This is a genomic window from Neisseria sp. 23W00296 (assembly GCF_044772855.1).
In the GTDB taxonomy this organism is placed as follows: domain Bacteria; phylum Pseudomonadota; class Gammaproteobacteria; order Burkholderiales; family Neisseriaceae; genus Neisseria.
On the sequence record NZ_CP173024.1, the window covers coordinates 540636 to 558560 of the forward strand.

The following is a 17925-nucleotide window of genomic DNA, read 5'->3' on the forward strand; positions in this document are numbered from 1 at the left end:
CCGCTTTTACGGGTTTTCAGACGGCCTTTTTTTTCGACGCCGCGTGCTCAGAAATCCGCCATCGGCGCGGGGTAGCCGTTGCGCTCGATGCCGCTGCCTGCGCGGTGCGGCGCGTGGATCAGGCTGTTGTCCAGGTGCGCCAGTTCGGGCAGGTGGCTGCGGATGAAGCGGCCGTCGGGGTCGAGGTGCTGCGATTGGACGAAGGGGTTTTTCAGACGGCCTCCCGCCGCTTCCTGACAGCCGGCGCGGCAGAGGGCGGGGTCGTAGTCGGCGAGGGTGTCGGCGAAAAAGCGTTCTGCCGCCGCAGCGGGCATATCGGGCAGGGCGGCGGGGAAGGCGGCGCACAGCAGGCGCAGGCGCGGGTGCAGCCAGCCGCTGCGCACGAGCGAGCGCATGGCGGCGTCGACAAGCGGCACGCCCGTTTCGCCGCGCTGCCAGCGGCTCAGGGCTTCGCTGCGGGCGGTGTCGGCGGCGGGTGTTTCGGGCGGCGGCGCACTCGGCAGGATTTCGCGCAGGCTGCCGTTTTCCCAAGTCCACAGGCCGTCTGAAAACGGCATTTTGCGGCGGCAGTAGTCGGCGTAGACCAGACCTTCGAGCCATTGCGGCGCGTCTTGGCGCAAGGCTTCGCGGGCGAGGGCGCGCACGGGTAGGAGGCCGAAGCGCAGGGCGGCGGAGAGCTGCGACGTGCCTTTTTGCGCGGGCAGGTCTTTGAGCAGGGGGTAGAGCGCCAGTTTGGGAACGAACGCGTGCCAGGCCGCCTGCGCCGCCGCTTCGCCGCCCTGCTGCAACAGCGGCGTGTCGGGGGCGTCGGGCAGCGGCGGCACGTCGCGCAGCTCTTCGGGCAGGCCGCGCTGTATGCGCTCTGCCGCCGCCCAATCGGGTTCGCCGTCTGCGCCGTCGTCGGCCTGCGCCTGCCGCAGCCATGCCTGACGGAACACGGAAAAATCGGGCGGCGGCGCGGCATCGGCGCCGTGGCGCATGACGGGCACGGCGAGGATTTCTTCCTGCACGCGCAGCACGCGGTTTGCGGCTTCGCTGCCCGCGAGGCGCACGGCCTGCGCTGTGACGAGGCGGGCGGAAGGATGCCGCGCCATCAGGCCGTTTAGGGCGTCTGCGGCGCTGCCGTGCAAAACGTGCAGCGGGATGCCGTGTGCGGTGAGGCCGTCTGAAAGTTCGGCCAGCGTTTGCCGCAGAAAGGTCTGCTGGCGCGGGTTGGCGTGCTGCGGCCAGACGAACACGCCCGCCACGGGCAGGCCAAAGCGCAGCGCCGCGTTCAGGGCGGGGTTGGCGGCAAGGCGCAGGTTGCGGGTGAAGTGGAGCAGGATAAGGGTGGGTGCGGGCATGGGAGGCCGTCTGAAAAAAGGAAAAGGTTGCAGGGGCGGGTTGCGGCGGTCGGCGCGTGTTCAGACGGCCTCTTTGCCGTTGGTGCGGCGGACTTGGCCGAAAAAGCGCAGCACGGTTTCGGGCAGCCAGCGCAGATGGCCGAGGCCGCCGCCGGAGACAAAGCCCGCATGGCCGCCGTGTTCGGGTTGCAGCAGGCGCACCTGCGGGGAAACGTCGTGTTCGGCGGGCAAAAAACGCGCGGGCAGGAAGGGGTCGTTTTTGGCGTTGACGAGCAGGGTGGGCACGGCGATGTCGCGCAGGTAGGGCAGGGCGGCGGCTTGGCGGTAGTAGTCGTCTTTGTCGGCGAAGCCGTGTATGGGCGCGGTGTAGGCGTTGTCGAAATCGCCGAGGGTGCGGATTTTCTGCGGCACGGGCGGCATTTTCGCCAGCAGGCTGCTAAGGAAATAGCGGGTGTAGATGAGGCGCGGCAGGCCGCTCTCGAGGGCGGCGCCCGAGGCGGCGAGGTTGACGGGGGCGGAGAGGACGGCGGCGGCACGCGGCACGGCGGGCGCGTTCAGACGGCCTTGTTCGCCGAGGTATTTGGCCAGCGCGTTGCCGCCGAGGGACACGCCTGCGGCGTAGATTTCGCGGTAGCGCTCGGCGAGCAGGCCGAGCATGTGGGCAATTTCGCGGGTGTCGCCGCTGTGGTATTTGCGTTGGGCGGGATGGCCGCCGCAGCTTCTGAAATGGGCGACGACGCCGTGCCAGCCGCGCGATTGCACGGCGTGCATGAGTTCGACGGCGTAGTGGCTGCGGCTGCTGCCTTCGAGGCCGTGGAAAAGGACGACCAGCGGCGCGTCGGGGTTGGCCGCGTCGACGAAATCGTAGGCGGTCAGGTCTTCGCCGTAGCTGTCGGGCAGGAGTTCGCGGCGGTAGGCGGGCGGCGGGCTTTGCCGCAGCTTGGCGTAGATGCTTTGCAGGTGGCCGCCGACGAGCCAGCGGGGGCTGCAAAAAGGCGGCAGGTCGGGAAGTTTGTTTTGGTTCGAGGTCATGTCGGGAAGGGCGGGAGGCCGTCTGAAAGCGTGTTTGCGGTTTTCAGACGGCCTTTGGACTTTCGGGCGGTTCAGGCCGTCTGAACGGCGGGAGGGGGTGTGAAGGCGTTGTCGCGCGGGGCGAGGAGGACGGCGGCTTGGGCTTCGATGGCTTCGGTGCGGCCGAGGTAGCCGAGTTTTTCGTTGGTTTTGCCTTTGATGTTGACGCAGCTTTCGGGCAGGCCGAGGTCGGCGGCGATGTTGGCGCGCATGGCAGGGATGTGGGGGGCGAGTTTGGGCTGCTGGGCGATGACGGTGGTGTCGGCGTTGACGACGCGCCAGCCCGCTTCCCGCACGCTTTGGTAGGCGGCACGCAGGAGGACGCGGCTGTCGGCGTTTTTGAATTCGGCAGCGGTGTCGGGGAAGTGGCTGCCGATGTCGCCCAGCCCCGCCGCGCCGAGCAGGGCGTCGGTGAGGGCGTGCAGGAGGGCGTCGGCGTCGGAGTGGCCGAGCAGGCCTTTGTCGAAGGGGATGGCGACGCCGCCGAGAATGAGGGGGCGGCCGGGGACGAGCTGGTGTACGTCGTAGCCTTGGCCGATACGCAGGTTCATGTCGGTATTCCTTTTTGGGTGGGAGGCCGTTTGAAAGGGTTTCAGACGGCCTCTTCGGGTTTATTGCAGTTTGAATTTGTCGGCGCGGGGCGCGTCGGGCATCGGTTGTCCGAGCGCGGCCAGGATTTCGCGTTCGACCAGCAGCACGATGGCGTCCAGCGGCAGGTCGTTGGCCTGTGTGCCGAAGGGTTCTTCCAGTTCGCCGCCCAGTGCGTCGAGGCCGAGAAACAGGTAGGCCAGCCAGGCTACCATCACGGGCGTCCATACGCCCAAGATGTTTTCGATGCCGAAGGGCAGCATGAAGCAGAAGCCGTAAATCGCGCGGTGCAGCAGCACGGAATAGGAAAACGGCAGCGGTGTGCCGGCGATGCGGTCGCATCCGGCCTGCACGTTGCCCAGCTCGGCGAGGTGGGCGGATAGCGAGGTGTAGACGATGCTGTCGATTTGTCCTTCGCGCAGCGCCCGTATCAAATCGCGCTGCATGGTTTCCAAGACGAATTGTGGCGGATTGATGTGGCGGATCAGGCTTTGTGCGTCGAGCGTTCCGTATTGGCTCAGGTCTTCGTGGGCGGCGGTTTCCTGCCGCAGCCGGTCGCGCAGCAGGCGGGCGAACAGGATGACGCGGCGGAGCAGGCGGCTGCGGGTGTCGTCGTCGAGCACGCCGCTTTCGCGTACCAGGTGGCGCTGCGCCGCAATCAGCACGCCCCACAGTTTGCGCCCTTCCCACCAGCGTTCGTAGCTTGCGTTGTTGCGAAAGCCCAGCGAGATGGAAAGAATCACGCCGAATACGGTAAAGCCTACCAGGGGCGGCGTGGGAATGTCGAACCATTTGTAGTGCGCGACCATGCCCAGCAGCACCGAGGCGGCGCTCAGAAACAGTATCGGCATCAGCACGCGCGGCAGGATGGTGCCGTGCCACGAGAAAAGCAGTGAAAAAGGGGTTTTGTTGCGGATAATCATGGCGGGTGGAAGGGCGGTTTCAGACGGCCTTTTTCCTGTTCGTTATATGTTAAAAGCCAGTCCGTGCGCCCATTTCACGCGTTCTACCGGCTCGCGGGTAAAGAGGCTGCGGCCGGATTCGAGCGCGGCGATGGCGGCTTTGTCTTCATCGTCGAGCGCGAAGTCGAACACGTCGAGGTTTTCCGCCATGCGCTCGCGGCGGGCGGATTTGGCCAGCACCACGATATTGCGTTCCACCAGCCAGCGGATGATGACCTGCGCCGCCGATTTGCCGTGTTTCGCGCCGATGGCACAGAGCGCTGGGTTTTGGAAAATGCCGTGTTGTCCTTCGGCAAACGGCGCCCACGCCTGCACGGCGATGCCTTCGGCCTGCAATTCGGCGGCTTCGCGCAGCCGCTGGTGGAAGGGGTTGACTTCGATTTGGTCTGCCTGCGGCATCACGCGGTTGAATACGCCCAAATCCACGGCGCGTTCGGGCGCGAAGTTGCTCACGCCGATGGCGCGGATTTTCCCTTCGGCCTGCCATTTTTCCAGCGTGCGCCAGGTGCCGTAGTAGTCTCCGTAGGGCTGGTGCACCAGCACCATGTCGATGTAGTCGAGGTTCAGACGGCCTAAGGAGCGGTGCAGCGAGGCTTCGGCGGCGGCTTCGCCCGCGTTTTCCACCCAGATTTTGGTGGTGACGAACAAGTCTTCCCGCGCCACGCCGCAATGCGCGATGCCGCGGCCGACTTCGCTTTCGTTCAGATAGGCCTGCGCGGTGTCGATATGGCGGTAGCCCGCTTCGACGGCATGGATAACGGCCTGTTCCGTGTCTTGCGGCGGGATTTGGTACACGCCGAAGCCGAGCAGCGGGATTTTTACGCCGTTGTTGAGGGTGAGGGTATGCATAAGGATTCCTTGCGGGTAAACAGAAGTTTCAGACGGCCAATCTTACCGCAAAGGCAGCCCAATCAGACAGAGGCCGTCTGAAAAGAAGCCTTTGACAATCCCGCCCGCCGCGCCTAAGCTGCCCGCCCAACCTTCCAACCGGAGAGCTGCCCATGTCATTGAAAACCCTCGCCCTTGCCGCCGCCCTAGCCGCCGCAGGCGCAAACGCCGCCGATTTGGATTTTGCCAAGCAGCCGCACACCAGCCGCAGCGCCGAAATCAACGGCCAAACCGTGCAATACCGCGCCTTTGAAAACATCCCCTACGTGAAAAACCCCGTCGAAGCCGACTACCAGACCATCAACATCTACATCCCCGAAGCCTATTTCCACGGCGGCAGCATCAACGGCTACACCGCCGACACCGCGCCGATTTTCCTGCCCAACAAAATCGGCGGCTATATGCCCGCCAAAGCAGGCACTCCCGGCCAGAAAGGGCGCGGCGGCGAAGACAAAGGCGCAGACGCGATGCAAGTTGCCCTGTCGCGCGGACTCGTTGTCGCCAGCCCCGGCGCACGCGGCCGCACTTCGCCCACCGGCAAAGCGCCCGCCGCCATCGTCGATTTGAAAGCCGCCGTGCGCTACCTGAAAGCCAACGACAAAATCATGGCGGGCGACGCGCGCAAAATCATTTCCAACGGCACCAGCGCCGGCGGCGCCTTGTCGGTATTGCTCGGCGCGTCCGCCAACCAGCGCGACTACGCAGGCCGTCTGAAAAAACTCGGCGCCGCCGAAGCCGACGACAGCATCTTCGCCGTGTCCGCCTACTGCCCGATTTCCATACTCGATCATGCCGATGCCGCCTACGAATGGCAGTTTCACGGCGTGAACGACTACCAGAAAATGAACATCACCATGCTCGATTACAACGTCGAGCGCAAATTGGTCAAAGGCACGCTCACCGAAGCCGAAAAACAGCTTTCAGACAGCCTGAAACCCCAGTTCGCCCCCTATCTCAACAGCCTGAAACTCAAAAACGCGCAGGGCAAGCCGCTCACGCTGGACAAAAACGGCAACGGCAGTTTCAAAGACCACATCGCCGCGCTGCTCGCCCAGTCCGCGCAAAGCGCGCTGGACGCAGGCAAAGACCTGTCCGATCGCAACTGGCTCACCGTGTCCGGCGGCAAAGTTACCGCCGTCGATTTCGATAAATACGCCGCCGCAGCCGGCCACCAGAAAACCCCGCCCGCCTTTGACGGCGTGGATTTGTCCACCGGCGAAAACCAGCTCTTCGGCAGCCAAACCCAAGACAAGCGCCACTTCACCGCCTTTGCCGCGCAACACAGCACCGTCAAAGGCGCGGGCAAGGCCGACGCGCAAACCGTCAAAATGATGAGCCCCATGCCCTACATCGCCCACACGCCCACGCAGCACTGGCGCATCCGCGTCGGCACCAACGATCGCGACACCTCGCTCGCCGTCAGCGCGATACTCGCCGCCAAACTGCAAAACAGCGGCAAATCCGTCGATTACGCCCTGCCGTGGGACGTGCCGCACAGCGGCGATTACGATTTGGACGAGCTGTTTGACTGGATAGACGGGATTGCCAAAGGGAAGTAGGGCCGTCTGAAAGGTAAAGGCAGCCTGAAAAACCGCGCGGCAAACGAAAGGCCGTCTGAAAACCCGTGTTTTGGGTTTTCAGACGGCCTTTTTGTATTTTCGGGCTGCCTTGCCAATCTTGCTATGTTGTCAAACGGCAGCCTGAAACCTTATCTGTAAACCGGCTGCCACATCGCATCCTGCACGGCCTGCACCCAGTTTTCAGGCTGCTTCGCCGCTACGCCGTCTTTGGCGGCCTGTTTGGCGACGGCGACTGCGACGGTGGCGGAGGAGGCGCGCAGGTTGTCCACAGGGGGCAGCAGCGACGCGCCCAAATCCTGCGGATTGACCTGCGAGGCGACGGCTTCGGCGGCGGCCAGCAGCATGCCGTCGGTTACCTGTTTCGCGCCGGAAACGATCACGCCCAGTCCGAGGCCGGGGTAGAGCATGGCGTTGTTGGCCTGGCCGATGTGGTAGTCCGTGCCTTTATAGGGTACGGGCGGCACGGGGATGCCGACGGAAATCAAAGCCTTGCCGTCCGTCCATTCAACCGCGTCGGCGGGCATGACTTCGATTTTTTCGGTGGGGTTGGACAGGGGGAGCAAAATCGGGCGTTCCACGCCTGCGGCGAGGGCTTTGACCACTTCTTCGGTAAACGCGCCGTGGTCGGTGGAGGTGCCGATAAGGATGGTGGGCTTGACCTGTTTCACCACTTCGAGCAGGCCGATTTTGCCGTCTTTGCGCGCCCAGTCCGCCGCTTCGGCAGCGGAGCGGGCGTATTCCCGCTGGTAGTCGGGCAGATCGGGCATGTCGTCGGTAACCAGGCCGTTGATGTCGATGAGCCAGACGCGTTTTTTGGCTTCTTCTCGCGAGAGGCCGTCGCGCTCCATCGCCGCGCTGATCTGGTCGGCCATGCCGGTACCGGCCGTGCCTGCGCCGTACACGACAAGTCGTTGTTCGGCAAAGGTTTGCTTGGTAACTTTCAGGCCGGAGAATACGGCGGCCATCACAATCGCGCCGGTGCCCTGCATGTCGTCGTTGAAGATACGGTAGCGGTCGCGGTTTTCCACGAGGATGCGGCGGGCGTTGGACGGGCCGAAGTCTTCAAAGTGCAAAAGCGCGTTGGGGAAGAGTTCGGATGCGGTTTGCAGATAGGTTTTGATGAGTGCGTCGTAGCGTTCGCCGCGCACGCGGGCGTGGCGGTTGCCGAGATAGGCAGGGTCGTTCAGCAGGATTTCGTTGTCGGTGCCGACGTCGAGGTTGACGGCGATGGCGCGGGCGGGGTCGATGCCCGCGGCGGCGGTGTAAACGGCGAGTTTGCCGATGGAAATGTCGGTGCCGTTCACGCCCCAGTCGCCGATGCCGAGGATTTCTTCCGCATCGGAAACCACAATCAGATCAACGTCGTCTGCGCCCAGCCCCAAAGTTTCAAACGAGGCGCGGACGGCTTCGGGGCGGTTGATGTTGAGATAGACGGCGCGCGAACGGCGGTAGTCGCGGCTCCATTTTTTGATGGCTTCGCCGACGGTGGGGTCGTACACAATCGGCAGCATTTCGGCCAGATGGTCGGTGAGCAGGCGGTAGTAGAGGATTTCGTTGCGGTTGTGAAGCTGGTCGAGAAAGATATATTTTTCCATGTCTTTTTCGTAAGACGAAAACTGGCGGTAGGCGCGCGCAGCCTGCTGGTCGAGGGTTTCCACGGCGGCGGGCAGGCGGCCGGTGAGGCCGTAGCGTTCGCGCTCTTCCAGTGTAAAGGCGGTACCCTTGTTGGTTAAGGGGTTCTGCATGATTGCGGGGGTGTTGCTCATAGCGTGTCTCCTGAACAGGATGGGAACAAAGGCAGCCTGAAAGCCGCTGCCGCTTCAACGGCTTTCGGAAACGCTTCTTTGGCCGCGCGGCGGATTGTACACAGGTTATCCGTATCTAAAGGTTGTTTTACCATATTTAAAAGTCCTTAAATATTCGTTTTGAAAAGGCGAATATCCAACTTTTAAAGATCAATCGGATGCAAAAATGAACCTGAACCACAGCGAAATCAACAAACGCATCGGCAAAGCCATTGCCAAATACCGTCAGGAAAGCGGCCTCACTCAGGAGCAGGTGGCCGAAATCCTGCAAATCGGCAATGAAGCCGTCTCGCGTATGGAACGCGGCCTGATTATGCCCAACGTCATGCGTCTGCTCGAACTGGCCGAAATCTTCCAATGCACCGCAGCCGACCTGCTGGCCGAAGGCAGCCCGCGCCTGTTTGACAAAACCCATAAAATCCACCTGCTGATTTCTGATCTGGCCGAAGCCGACCGCCAGCTGATGCTGCATTTTCTCGAACAGTTCGGCAGCCGTCTGAAACGCGGCGCAGTGCAGGCGGTTTGAAACAGAGGCCGTCTGAAACCCCTTTTCAGGCTGCTCCAAGCGAAAGGAAAACCATGAACTACTGGCATATGCAAATCCACCCAAGCGGCCAAGCCGCTGAGTTTGCGCCGCATCTGGCGGGCATTCTGCAGCGCGGCATTATCGGCCTGGGCGAGTGGCCGCAGGGCGCGGCGGCAATCCGCGCGTTTCGCGAAACCATGCAGGCAGGCGATATTGTTGCCGTCAAACGCGGCGGGCAACTGGTGGCGCTGGTGGAAGTGGCGGGCGACGCCTACACCGCCGCCCCCGCCGACGATCCCGACCCGCACAGCCGCTGGATGGCGCACCGCCGCCCCGTACGCGTTCTCGATTGGGCAGACGGCAGCGCGCGCATCCCGCACAACCGCGGCACGCTGGTGCGCTGCGCCGATATGCAAACCGCCACGAGCCAAATCATCCGCGACTGGCATCACCGCGTACAGGCAGCCTGAAAGCGTTGCTCCGCCAATCTGCCGAAGCGGCGTTATCCGTGTCTGCACAGGCATCAACGCGGGAAGGGCGGGAGGCCGTCTGAAAAATCAAAAAGGCCGTCTGAAAACCCTGTTTGGGGTTTTCAGACGGCCTTCAGTTTTATTTGCCCGCATCAAACTGCGACACGATGTTTTCCAAAAAGTCCTGCATGGTTTCCAGCGGCGGGCGGCGGGTGGGTTTGAGATTGGCGACGATGTGCGAGACGCCGATTTCCTGCTGCTGCGCGTAAAAGTCGGCAATGGCTTTATGACCACCGCGCAGGTAGATGCCGTTGAACACTTGCAGCGGCGCGTCTGCGTCTTCCAAAAGCTCGACGAAGTTGCACGTGCCAAACGGCCGCCAGATGCCGCTTTCGTTCAACGCATCGAGTTCCGCCAAGAGTTTTTTCAGGTGCAGCAGGTCGGCGGAATACCACAGCCAGCCGTCGGATTCGTTGGCAATCCAGCGCAAATCCTGCCGCGCGCGGCCGACGGTCATCATCGGCAGGCGCGATTGGGTCGGCTTGGGGGTTAAATCCAAATTGCCGTAAAAGCGGCCGCCGTGTGCGGTGTCGAAGCGCGGGAAGCTCTGCTCGGTGAGGCGGCGGATGGTTTGCCAGTTTTCTTGGAAACGCTCGGCGCGGTTGTCAAACTCTTTGGCAAAGGCGGGGTATTCGCTGGGGCGGTCGCCGCCTGCCAGACCCAACACAAAACGCCCGCCGCTCATCTGGTCGACGGAGGCGGCTTCTTTGGCGGTGAGTATCGGCTCGCGCAGCGGCGAAACGTAGCCCGCCGAGCCGATAGTGATGTGTTCGGTGAGCGCGGCGAGATAACCCAGCGTGGCGGTGATGTCGTACATTTGCCCCGCGTCGCCGAAATTGGGGTCGTAAAACGGCACGTCGCGCACCCACAGCGCACCCAGCCCGCTGTTGTCGGCCTGTTTCACCAGCGCGGTGAAGTCGCTCATGTCGGGAAAGGGCGAATCGGCGTAGCCCATAAACGGCGAAATAATGCCCAGCGTGAGCCTGCCCGGGCGGAAGGCGCGGGCGAAACCGCGATGGTTTTGCAGATGTTGCGGCACGGTTTTTTCCATTTGCTGCTCCTTAAAATCAGTTGCCCGAAAGGGAATGGCTGCATTGTAGGCTGGCTATTGGCAGAGAAAAACCGCATAATGATGAAAAAACTTTTTGATTGTTTCAAATAATCGGGGTTTCAGGTGGCCTGAATGCTTAGCAAGCCAACTTCCTAAATGCCGTCATTCCCGCGCAGGCGGGAATCTTTTCTACCCTTTAACCGGCCGATTGTTCTATCAGAAATAGCCGAATGCCAACCAAGATTCCCGCCTGCTCAGGAATAGCGGCATTTAAAAAACATTAGAGAAAACCGATATGCACGATTTCCGCGCCATGGCGATATTCGCCGAAGTCATCAAACACCAGTCCATGCAGCAGGCGGCAAAAGCCTTGGGTCTGACCGTGTCCACCGTCAGCCTTGCCGTGTCCAAGCTCGAACAGCAGCACGGCATCAAGCTGCTCAACCGCACCACGCGCAGCCTCTCGTCCACCAACGCCGGCGAAGCCTTTTACCAAGCCTGCCTGCAAATGCTGCACGGCGCAGAGCGCGCCCATCGGATTTTGGAGCAGCAGAAAACCGAAATCGAAGGCACACTGCGTATCGCCAGCTTCACTTCCGTAAGCGCGCTGCCGATTGCCGACAGCCTGAAAAACCTGCTCGCGCAACACCCCGCGCTCACCGTCGAATGGCACGTGGACGACAGCTTCAGCAACCTCTACCGCCAACAAATCGACATCGCCATACGCGGCGGCGCACACGCCCTCAACGACCCGCAGCTCATCGCCCGCAAACTCTTGGAAACCGAAAGCGTACTCTGCGCCAGCCCCGACTATCTCGCCGCCGCACCCGCCATCCGTACGCCGCAAGACCTGCCCGCCCAGCAATGGATAGATGCCGCGCCCGCCGAATACGTGTTTACCCATGCCGCACAAGGCAGCGTCCGCATCGCCCCCAAAGCCCGAATGCTGTGCAACAACGGATTGTTATCCAAAGAACTTTTGCTCAAAGGCTTCGGCATCGCCGTGCGCGCCCGCGCCGAGTTTGACGGCGAATTCGCCCAAGGCCGCCTAATCGAAATCCTGCCGCAATGGACGCTGCCGAAAATCCCGATTTACCTCGTTACCCTCAACCGCGAACAACCCGCCCGCGTACGCGCCGCAGTCGAAGCCCTCGGCGCGGCTTTGTATGAGTACCGGCCGCAGGGCGGGAGTGAAAGGGGGGGGCCGTCTGAAAGCCTGCAAAACAGGGTTTTCAGACGGCCTCAAATCGGCCTGAAATCCGAAAGGCCGTCTGAAAGCGAAGTTTAAACGGAATGAAAACGTGGTTTTCAAACCCGAAAGGCCGTCTGAAATCAAAAATCCCGCCGCGCACCTGACTCCCTCCCCTGCGCCCCAAGCGCGGGGGAGGGTCGGGGTGGGGGTGGCAGTTCGCAGAACTGCATTTCCCGCCGCAGCCGCTCCCGAAAAATTTCCGCAGCGGTGCACATCTCACTCTAGCCCTAACCCGTTTATGCTCCGAAGGGGTACAGGCGGGAGAGGGGACGCCGTTGTCCGATAGGTTTCAGAAACGTCATTCCCGCGAAGGCGGAAACGGCCTCAAATCGGCCTGAAACCCGAAAGGCCGTCTGAAAGGAAAGCTTAAACGGAGTGAAAACGTGGTTTTCAAATCTGAAAGGCCGTCTGAAAGGTTGAGGCCGTCTAAAAAAACGCGGATGTGGTTTTTTCAGACGGCCTCTGTCTGCGTTTTGCAAGCCGCAAGGCGGTGTTCAGTTGCCGATCATCTTCCGGTTGCCGTTTGCGTCGATTTCCATATATCCGGCATCGCCGCTGAGGATATTGCCCGTTACATAGGCGGGTAGGCAGGGGGCGGCGGGGTAGCTGTAGCCGAGCAGGCCGATCATCCAGGCGGACAGTTGGTAGTGGTGGTTGCGGCGGCAGGCGGAGAAGGTTTGTCTGACCTGCTCCTGTAAGGTGCTGTCGGGGGTGTAAACCATCAGGGGCACGGTGTAGACGTCTTCGTACCAGACGCCCGCTGCGGCGTCTTTGTCGTTGACGAGCTGGCCGTGGTCGGAGGTGTAGATGAAAATCCAGTCGCTGCCGCCCGTGCTTTGCAGGTGTGGGAGGATTTCGTCGCGGACGGTGTCGGTTTGGCGGACGGTGTTGTCGTATTTGTCGGTTTGCGAGGCCGTGCCGAATACCTGCTCCTGCGGTTCGAGCAGCTTGCCGTAGGGCATATGCGAGCCCCGCTGGTGGAGGACGATGAAATGCCTGCCCTGCGACAGGTCGGTTTCTTTGAGCTGTTTGACGAGGTTTTTGTCGGGCATGCTTTCTTCCGCGCCGAATCCGAAGCTGCCGGAGTAGGTGAGGCGGTCGATCCACTTCATGCCCAGCAGGTTCATTATCCGCATTTCGCCTTCGGCCTGGGCGCTGTGGAAGTGGTTGGTGTAGCCCTGTTCTTTGGCCAGGCGCATCAGGGAGGTGTCGCCGCGCGATATCTGCATGAAGCCGTTGGGGCGGGGCACGGCGTTAAACAGCATGGGCAGGGCGACGCGGGTCATCAGTCCGGCGGAGTAGGCTTCGGCTATCTAGGGTGTGTTGACAATCAGCCTTGCGGCGGTGTTTTTGGCAAAAAATACCCGCCTGCCGCGTCAAAAATGCTCGCAAGGTATCCAACCTTGCTGCGCTTTTTTCCTTGCATTCGGGCATTTTTTACTCAAAAAACCGTCTCGCAAGCTGAATGTCAACACGCCCTGGGATAACGGACAGGCTTTTTTTCATGTTATGTTTTGGTGGCGCGGCCGGTAGGGGTTTGTTACGGAGTGTAAAGAAGAGGCCGTCTGAAAAAAAGCGCGATTACACGATGGCGTGATATTTCAGACGGCCTTAACGCTTTAAAACGATATAAAACGTCTTTTAAGAGATAATTTTGGAATATCGTGTTTTAAAAATATGTTTTTTGGAAAGATAAATGCGCGTTGCGGGGCTCTTCGGCACAAAGCCTGCCTTATTGCGGCGGGCGCTTTTTTCAGACGGCCTTTTTGTTAAAATCGCGCGCTTCTTGTTTACATTCGGGTATGTGTTGATGAAAACCCCTTCGAGCTGGTCTTCCAAGATCGGTTTTATTTTGTCCGCTGCAGGCTCGGCCATCGGCCTGGGCGCAATCTGGAAATTTCCCTACACCGCCGGTACCAACGGCGGTGCGGTTTTTTTCCTGCTGTTTCTGCTGTTTACCGTTTTGGTGGCGCTGCCGGTGCAGCTTGCCGAGTTTTATATCGGCCGCAAGAGCGGCAAGAATGCAGTCGATTCGTTCAAAGCGCTCTCGTCGAGCAGAATCTGGCCGTGGGTGGGGCGTTTGGGCGTGTTCGCCTGCTTTGTGCTGCTGTCGTTTTACAGCGTGGTCGGCGGCTGGGTGCTCAATTATGTGGTGCACGCCTTTACGGGCGAAATCCACACGGGCGCGGATTTTGAGGCGTTGTTCGGCGCGACGATTGCTGATCCCGTCGGCTCGATCGCCTATCAGGGGCTGTTTATGCTGATGACGGTGTGGGTGGTGAAAAGCGGGATTTCAGACGGCATCGAGAAGGCCAACCGCTATATGATGCCCGCACTGTTTGTGCTGTTTGTCGTGCTGGCGGTGCGCTCGCTGACGCTGCCTGACGCGATGGCGGGGGTGTCTTTCCTGCTGAAACCAGACTGGTCGTATTTCACGCCGCAGTCGATGCTCACGGCGCTGGGGCAGGCGTTTTTCGCGCTGAGCATCGGCGTGTCGACGATGATTACCTATGCGTCCTATCTGAACAACAAGCAGGATTTGTTTCGCTCGGGACACAGCATTATGTGGATGAACCTGTTTGTGTCGCTGCTGGCCGGGCTGGTGATTTTCCCCGCCGTGTTCGCCTTCGGTTTCGAGCCCAGTTCCGGGCCGGGGCTGATTTTTATGGTGCTGCCTGCGGTGTTTATGAAGATTCCCTTCGGCAGCGTGCTGTTTGCGGTGTTTATGCTGCTGGTGGTGTTCGCCACGCTGACTTCGGCGTTTTCGATGCTGGAAACGGTGATTGCGGCGGTGATCCGCGAAGACGAGGCCAAACGCAGCAGCCGCACCTGGCTGATTGGCACGGCGATTTTTATCGTTGGCATTCCGTCGGCGCTGTCCTTCGGCGTGATGGCGGAGGTGAAGTTTTTCGGCAAGACACTGTTTGATTTGTGGGACTATATGATTACCGCGCTGATTATGCCGCTGAGCGCATTGAGCGTGTCGGTGTTCGTTGGCTGGCTGCAAAACCGCGCGGCGGTGCTGCAACATATGCGCGAGGGCAGCACCGTGCCGCAGGCGGTGATTGTGTTGTGGCTCAATACGCTGCGCTTTATCGCGCCGGTGGCGATTGTGCTGGTGTTCGCCAATACGCTGGGCTGGATTTAGGGTATCTGCCGATAAGGAATAAGGCCGTCTGAACGCGGGTTTGCGCTTTCAGACGGCCTTTTTTCAGACGGCCTCAGCGTAGCGGGCGGCCGCTTTGCGCTCAGTAGCGCGGCATATCGGGCTCGAGATCCCGCGCCCAGGCGTCGATGCCGCCTTTGAGGTTGTAGAGCGGCGCAAAGCCCGCGTCGGCCAGATAAAGGGCGCAATATTGGCTGCGGATGCCGTGGTGGCAGTAGACGGCGATGGGCGTGTCGTCGGGCAGTTCGTTGTGGCGCATCGCCAGTTCGGCCATCGGGATGGGCACGCTGCCGGGCAGGGCGCAGAGGGCGGTTTCTTCCGGCTCGCGCACGTCGAGCAGCAGTGTGTCGGGCTGTTCGGCCAGGAGCGCTTGCAGTTCGTGCGGGGTGAGTTGGGTGATGTCGGTCATGGATTACATTCCTTGAAGCAGGGGCGAAAGAGCGCAGGCCGTCTGAAATTCAGACGGCCTGCGCCAAACATCGCTCCTGCGCGGCGTGTTGAACAGGTTTTAAAAATCGAAGTCGCCGAAAGGCTTGGCGGTTTTGTCGCTCAGATAGGGAATCATGGTGTCGAAGAGGACTTTTTCGCCGAATTTCTCGCCCTCGCGGGTAATCAGGCGGGCGCGCTGCACGGGGTCGCGGCCGGTAACGATCACCAGCCTGCCACCGTCTTTGAGCTGGTTTTTCAGTACTTCGGGCACGCCCTCGGCCGCGCCGCCGACATAAATGGCGTCAAACGGGGCGGCGGCGTTCTGCGTGGCGAGGCCGTCGCCTTCGGCGTAGATGATGTTGTCGAAACCCAGGCTCTCGAGCACGGTTTTGGCGCGCTGCTGTTGTTCGGGGTCGATGTCTACGGTGACGACTTCGCCCGCGAGCTTGGCGAGTACGGCAGAGGCGTAGCCCGAGCCGGTGCCGATTTCCAGCACTTTGTCGGTTTTTTTCAGGGCAAGCCCCTGTATCAGGCGGGCGACGACTTTCGGTTCGAGCATGGCGCTGCCGTTGGGCAGGGCGAGCGTCAGATCGGCATAGGCATAGCCCTGCTGCTTCCGGCTGACGAAGGCTTCGCGCGGGATGGCGTCCAGCGCGTCGAGAATATCGAAGTCCAACACGTCCCACGGGCGGATTTGTTGTTCGACCATATTGAAACGTGCTTTTGCAAAGTCCATGATTGTGCTCCGTTGTGTTTTATCTGGCGGGAAAGGCCGCGATTATAAAGGCTTTGCCGCGCTTTTGACAGCAAGAGGCCGTCTGAAAAACCGTTTTTCAGACGGCCTCCTGCAGCAGCCAGTGTTGCAGGGCGATCAGGGTTTTGCCGTCTTGGATTTCGTTGTTTTTAAGGGCGCGGCGCACTTCGTCGCGCGTGAGCAGGACGGTTTCGACAAATTCGTCCTGATCCGGTTGCAGGCGGCTGGTTTTGCTGACGTTGACGGCGCGGTAGAGATACATTTTTTCGTCGCAGAAGCCGGGGGCGGTGTAGAAAGTGGCGATTAACTCGGCGCGCTCGGCGGCGTAGGGCGTTTCTTCGGCCAGCTCGCGCAGGGCGCAGGCGGCGGGATCTTCGCCCGCATCGAGTTTGCCTGCGGGCAGTTCGAGCAGCGGCGCGCCCAGCGCATAGCGCCACTGGCGCACGAAGACGATTTCGCCGTCGGCCGTTTCCGCCAGCACGCAGGCCGCGCCGGGGTGGCGGATAACGACGCGCTGCCCCTCGTTGCCGTTGGGCAGGCGCACGGTGTCGCGGGAGATGGTGACAAACGAGCTTTCGTAAACCGGCTCGCTGCCGATTCGGGTTTCGGTTAAGTCCATATCGGGTTGGTCCTTGTTCGGTTGGAGGGGGAGGCTGTCTGAAAGGGGTTTTCTGCGGAAAATACCGGATTCGGATATCCGCTTAAAAACACTGGTCTGCAAATTTTGCAAACAGTTTCGGGCAGATGCGTTTCATGCTTTCGGGGTTATCGTCGTTCCACTCAAATTTGATTTCGGAAATTTCGGAACGGAAGGCGGTGTATTTTTTGCTCCTTGCGGTTGGTCGAGTTAAAACAGCCTGAAAATGAAAGATAGCACTTTATAGGCTGTCTTTTATTGATATGTGGATGGAATCAGCCAATCAGACTTTCCACTTCATCATTGCTTAACACTTGCCCGTTCAGATTTTGCACCAGCCACATACCGCTTTCTCTAATCTCGGAGCGGGTGGCAAACCTGCCGAGCCAGTTTTCAGACGGTCTGAAATGGGGCGAACACGCCAGCGTGGGAATGATGCGACTTTTCCAATACAGCCTTTCCTGCTCTGTTTCTACAGGAATAATGGCAAAGCTGAAACTTTTTTGAATATATTCGGAAACCTGCTCTTCCACGGCTTGCAGGGCAGTAGTGTCAATTTTGCTTTGCCATTCGTCGCGAGCCTTTTTGCTTGTTAAATCCAAATTCCACTGTCTCAGCAGCTCAGCATTTTTATCGCGGTTGAGCATGGCGCGGCCGATGTGCTTGCGAAAAATGCTGCGGTCTTTGTTGGGTGTGAGAAAGTGTTCTTTCAGACGCTTTTGCAGGCGGTCTTGTCCGGTATGCGTACCCACACGGACAACTCTGTCCAAACCGGTAATTTTCTCGCCCTGCTCAAACAAGACATAAACACCGTTTTCACACAAATTGGCTTCAAGCGCATCAAATCGGTAGCGCGGCAGGGTGTTGAAATATTGTTGGAGGATTAGGCTGTTATCTTTCATTTTAGTTTTCCAGTTTCCTATTCAGCCACTGCATTCTTTCCCCGGGACGCAAGCCCCTCATGGGAACTTCGCAATTTTTAAAATGAGGTTCAAGAAATTCGATATAGTCCTCTCCGGCCAGCAGAACAAATTTGTCTTTTTCTATATCTGCCTTTTCTTTAATGGATTCGAGCACAGGGGCTGCCCATTCTTGTTTCACCGATTTTTTAGCTCTCTGCAACGTAACATTGTAAGGCGCTAACTCCTGATCCAATTCAACCAAACCATGCAAAGCAGAAAGAATAAAAATTTCATCTGCTCGAACAACTTCTTTCGCATAGCGCAGTGATTTACTAAAAAGAGGGCTTTTTTGGTATAACAATTCTGCCGGTTGTTTGGTCTCGGCTTTTTTCTTCGAACAAGATATCAATACAATCGTTTTCATGACTTCTCCAAGATATA

At 60.0% G+C, this 17925-nt stretch carries 18 protein-coding genes; 5 read left to right on the forward strand and 13 right to left on the reverse strand.

The annotated features are described in order from the left end of the window. Positions 1-47: 47 nt before the first annotated feature. The 5 genes from ACG2K1_RS02815 to ACG2K1_RS02835 form a co-directional block, all read right to left on the reverse strand. Positions 48-1343 (reverse strand): FAD-binding domain-containing protein, encoded by a 1296-nt coding sequence (locus ACG2K1_RS02815; RefSeq protein WP_395428115.1) that lies wholly within the window; start codon positions 1341-1343, stop codon positions 48-50. A gap of 60 nt (positions 1344-1403) precedes the next feature. Further along, positions 1404-2375: a YheT family hydrolase gene (locus ACG2K1_RS02820; protein ID WP_395428113.1), complete on the reverse strand. Its 972-nt coding sequence runs from the start codon at positions 2373-2375 to the stop codon at positions 1404-1406. A 71-nt stretch (positions 2376-2446) separates the two neighbouring features. Further along, positions 2447-2965 carry a 2-C-methyl-D-erythritol 2,4-cyclodiphosphate synthase gene (gene ispF, locus ACG2K1_RS02825; RefSeq protein ID WP_009427312.1) on the reverse strand — a complete coding sequence of 173 codons (519 nt, stop codon included), beginning with the start codon at positions 2963-2965 and terminating at the stop codon, positions 2447-2449. 60 nt (positions 2966-3025) lie between these two features. Beyond that, entirely contained in the window at positions 3026-3925 is a 900-nt protein-coding gene (locus ACG2K1_RS02830; RefSeq protein ID WP_009427311.1) for a bestrophin family protein, read from the reverse strand. 42 nt (positions 3926-3967) lie between these two features. Further along, positions 3968-4813 (reverse strand): aldo/keto reductase, encoded by an 846-nt coding sequence (locus ACG2K1_RS02835; protein WP_395428111.1) that lies wholly within the window; start codon positions 4811-4813, stop codon positions 3968-3970. Between the two features lie 152 nt (positions 4814-4965). Between ACG2K1_RS02835 and ACG2K1_RS02840 the strand changes: the two genes are divergently transcribed. Beyond that, a complete protein-coding gene (locus ACG2K1_RS02840; RefSeq protein ID WP_395428109.1) occupies positions 4966-6411 on the forward strand; it encodes a subtype B tannase in 1446 nt (481 codons plus the stop codon). Positions 6412-6560: 149 nt separating this feature from the next. Here ACG2K1_RS02840 and ACG2K1_RS02845 read toward each other — a convergent pair whose 3' ends face one another. Next, positions 6561-8198, reverse strand: coding sequence for an NAD-dependent malic enzyme (locus ACG2K1_RS02845; protein WP_395428107.1), 1638 nt, complete (start codon positions 8196-8198; stop codon positions 6561-6563). A gap of 205 nt (positions 8199-8403) precedes the next feature. Between ACG2K1_RS02845 and ACG2K1_RS02850 the strand changes: the two genes are divergently transcribed. Beyond that, positions 8404-8763 carry a helix-turn-helix domain-containing protein gene (locus tag ACG2K1_RS02850; protein WP_009427306.1) on the forward strand — a complete coding sequence of 120 codons (360 nt, stop codon included), beginning with the start codon at positions 8404-8406 and terminating at the stop codon, positions 8761-8763. A 53-nt stretch (positions 8764-8816) separates the two neighbouring features. Then, the gene (locus ACG2K1_RS02855; protein ID WP_395428105.1) at positions 8817-9233 is read left to right on the forward strand and encodes a pyruvate kinase; all 417 of its coding nucleotides are present in this window, start codon (positions 8817-8819) and stop codon (positions 9231-9233) included. A gap of 139 nt (positions 9234-9372) precedes the next feature. On the opposite strand, the gene ACG2K1_RS02860 is transcribed toward ACG2K1_RS02855, so the two are convergent. Then, a complete protein-coding gene (locus ACG2K1_RS02860; RefSeq protein WP_395428104.1) occupies positions 9373-10344 on the reverse strand; it encodes a TIGR03571 family LLM class oxidoreductase in 972 nt (323 codons plus the stop codon). A gap of 295 nt (positions 10345-10639) precedes the next feature. On the opposite strand from ACG2K1_RS02860, the gene ACG2K1_RS02865 reads away from it, so the two are divergent. Then, entirely contained in the window at positions 10640-11632 is a 993-nt protein-coding gene (locus ACG2K1_RS02865; RefSeq protein WP_395428103.1) for a LysR family transcriptional regulator, read from the forward strand. A gap of 458 nt (positions 11633-12090) precedes the next feature. Here ACG2K1_RS02865 and ACG2K1_RS02870 read toward each other — a convergent pair whose 3' ends face one another. After that, positions 12091-12909, reverse strand: a complete 819-nt coding sequence (locus ACG2K1_RS02870) for a sulfatase-like hydrolase/transferase (RefSeq protein WP_395428377.1) — start codon at positions 12907-12909, stop codon at positions 12091-12093. Positions 12910-13406: 497 nt separating this feature from the next. Between ACG2K1_RS02870 and ACG2K1_RS02875 the strand changes: the two genes are divergently transcribed. After that, positions 13407-14744, forward strand: a complete 1338-nt coding sequence (locus ACG2K1_RS02875; protein ID WP_395428101.1) for a sodium-dependent transporter — start codon at positions 13407-13409, stop codon at positions 14742-14744. A 100-nt stretch (positions 14745-14844) separates the two neighbouring features. On the opposite strand, the gene ACG2K1_RS02880 is transcribed toward ACG2K1_RS02875, so the two are convergent. From ACG2K1_RS02880 to ACG2K1_RS02900, 5 genes are all read right to left on the reverse strand, one after another. Continuing rightward, complete coding sequence (locus ACG2K1_RS02880) at positions 14845-15171, reverse strand: rhodanese-like domain-containing protein (RefSeq protein WP_395428099.1); 327 nt, start codon at positions 15169-15171, stop codon at positions 14845-14847. Between the two features lie 99 nt (positions 15172-15270). Continuing rightward, positions 15271-15927, reverse strand: coding sequence for a protein-L-isoaspartate O-methyltransferase (locus ACG2K1_RS02885; RefSeq protein ID WP_395428098.1), 657 nt, complete (start codon positions 15925-15927; stop codon positions 15271-15273). A 97-nt stretch (positions 15928-16024) separates the two neighbouring features. Then, a complete protein-coding gene (locus ACG2K1_RS02890; protein ID WP_395428096.1) occupies positions 16025-16564 on the reverse strand; it encodes an NUDIX hydrolase in 540 nt (179 codons plus the stop codon). Positions 16565-16857: 293 nt separating this feature from the next. After that, positions 16858-17484 carry a hypothetical protein gene (locus ACG2K1_RS02895; RefSeq protein ID WP_395428094.1) on the reverse strand — a complete coding sequence of 209 codons (627 nt, stop codon included), beginning with the start codon at positions 17482-17484 and terminating at the stop codon, positions 16858-16860. A gap of 1 nt (position 17485) precedes the next feature. Further along, positions 17486-17908, reverse strand: coding sequence for a DUF6884 domain-containing protein (locus tag ACG2K1_RS02900; RefSeq protein ID WP_395428093.1), 423 nt, complete (start codon positions 17906-17908; stop codon positions 17486-17488). Positions 17909-17925 lie beyond the last annotated feature (17 nt).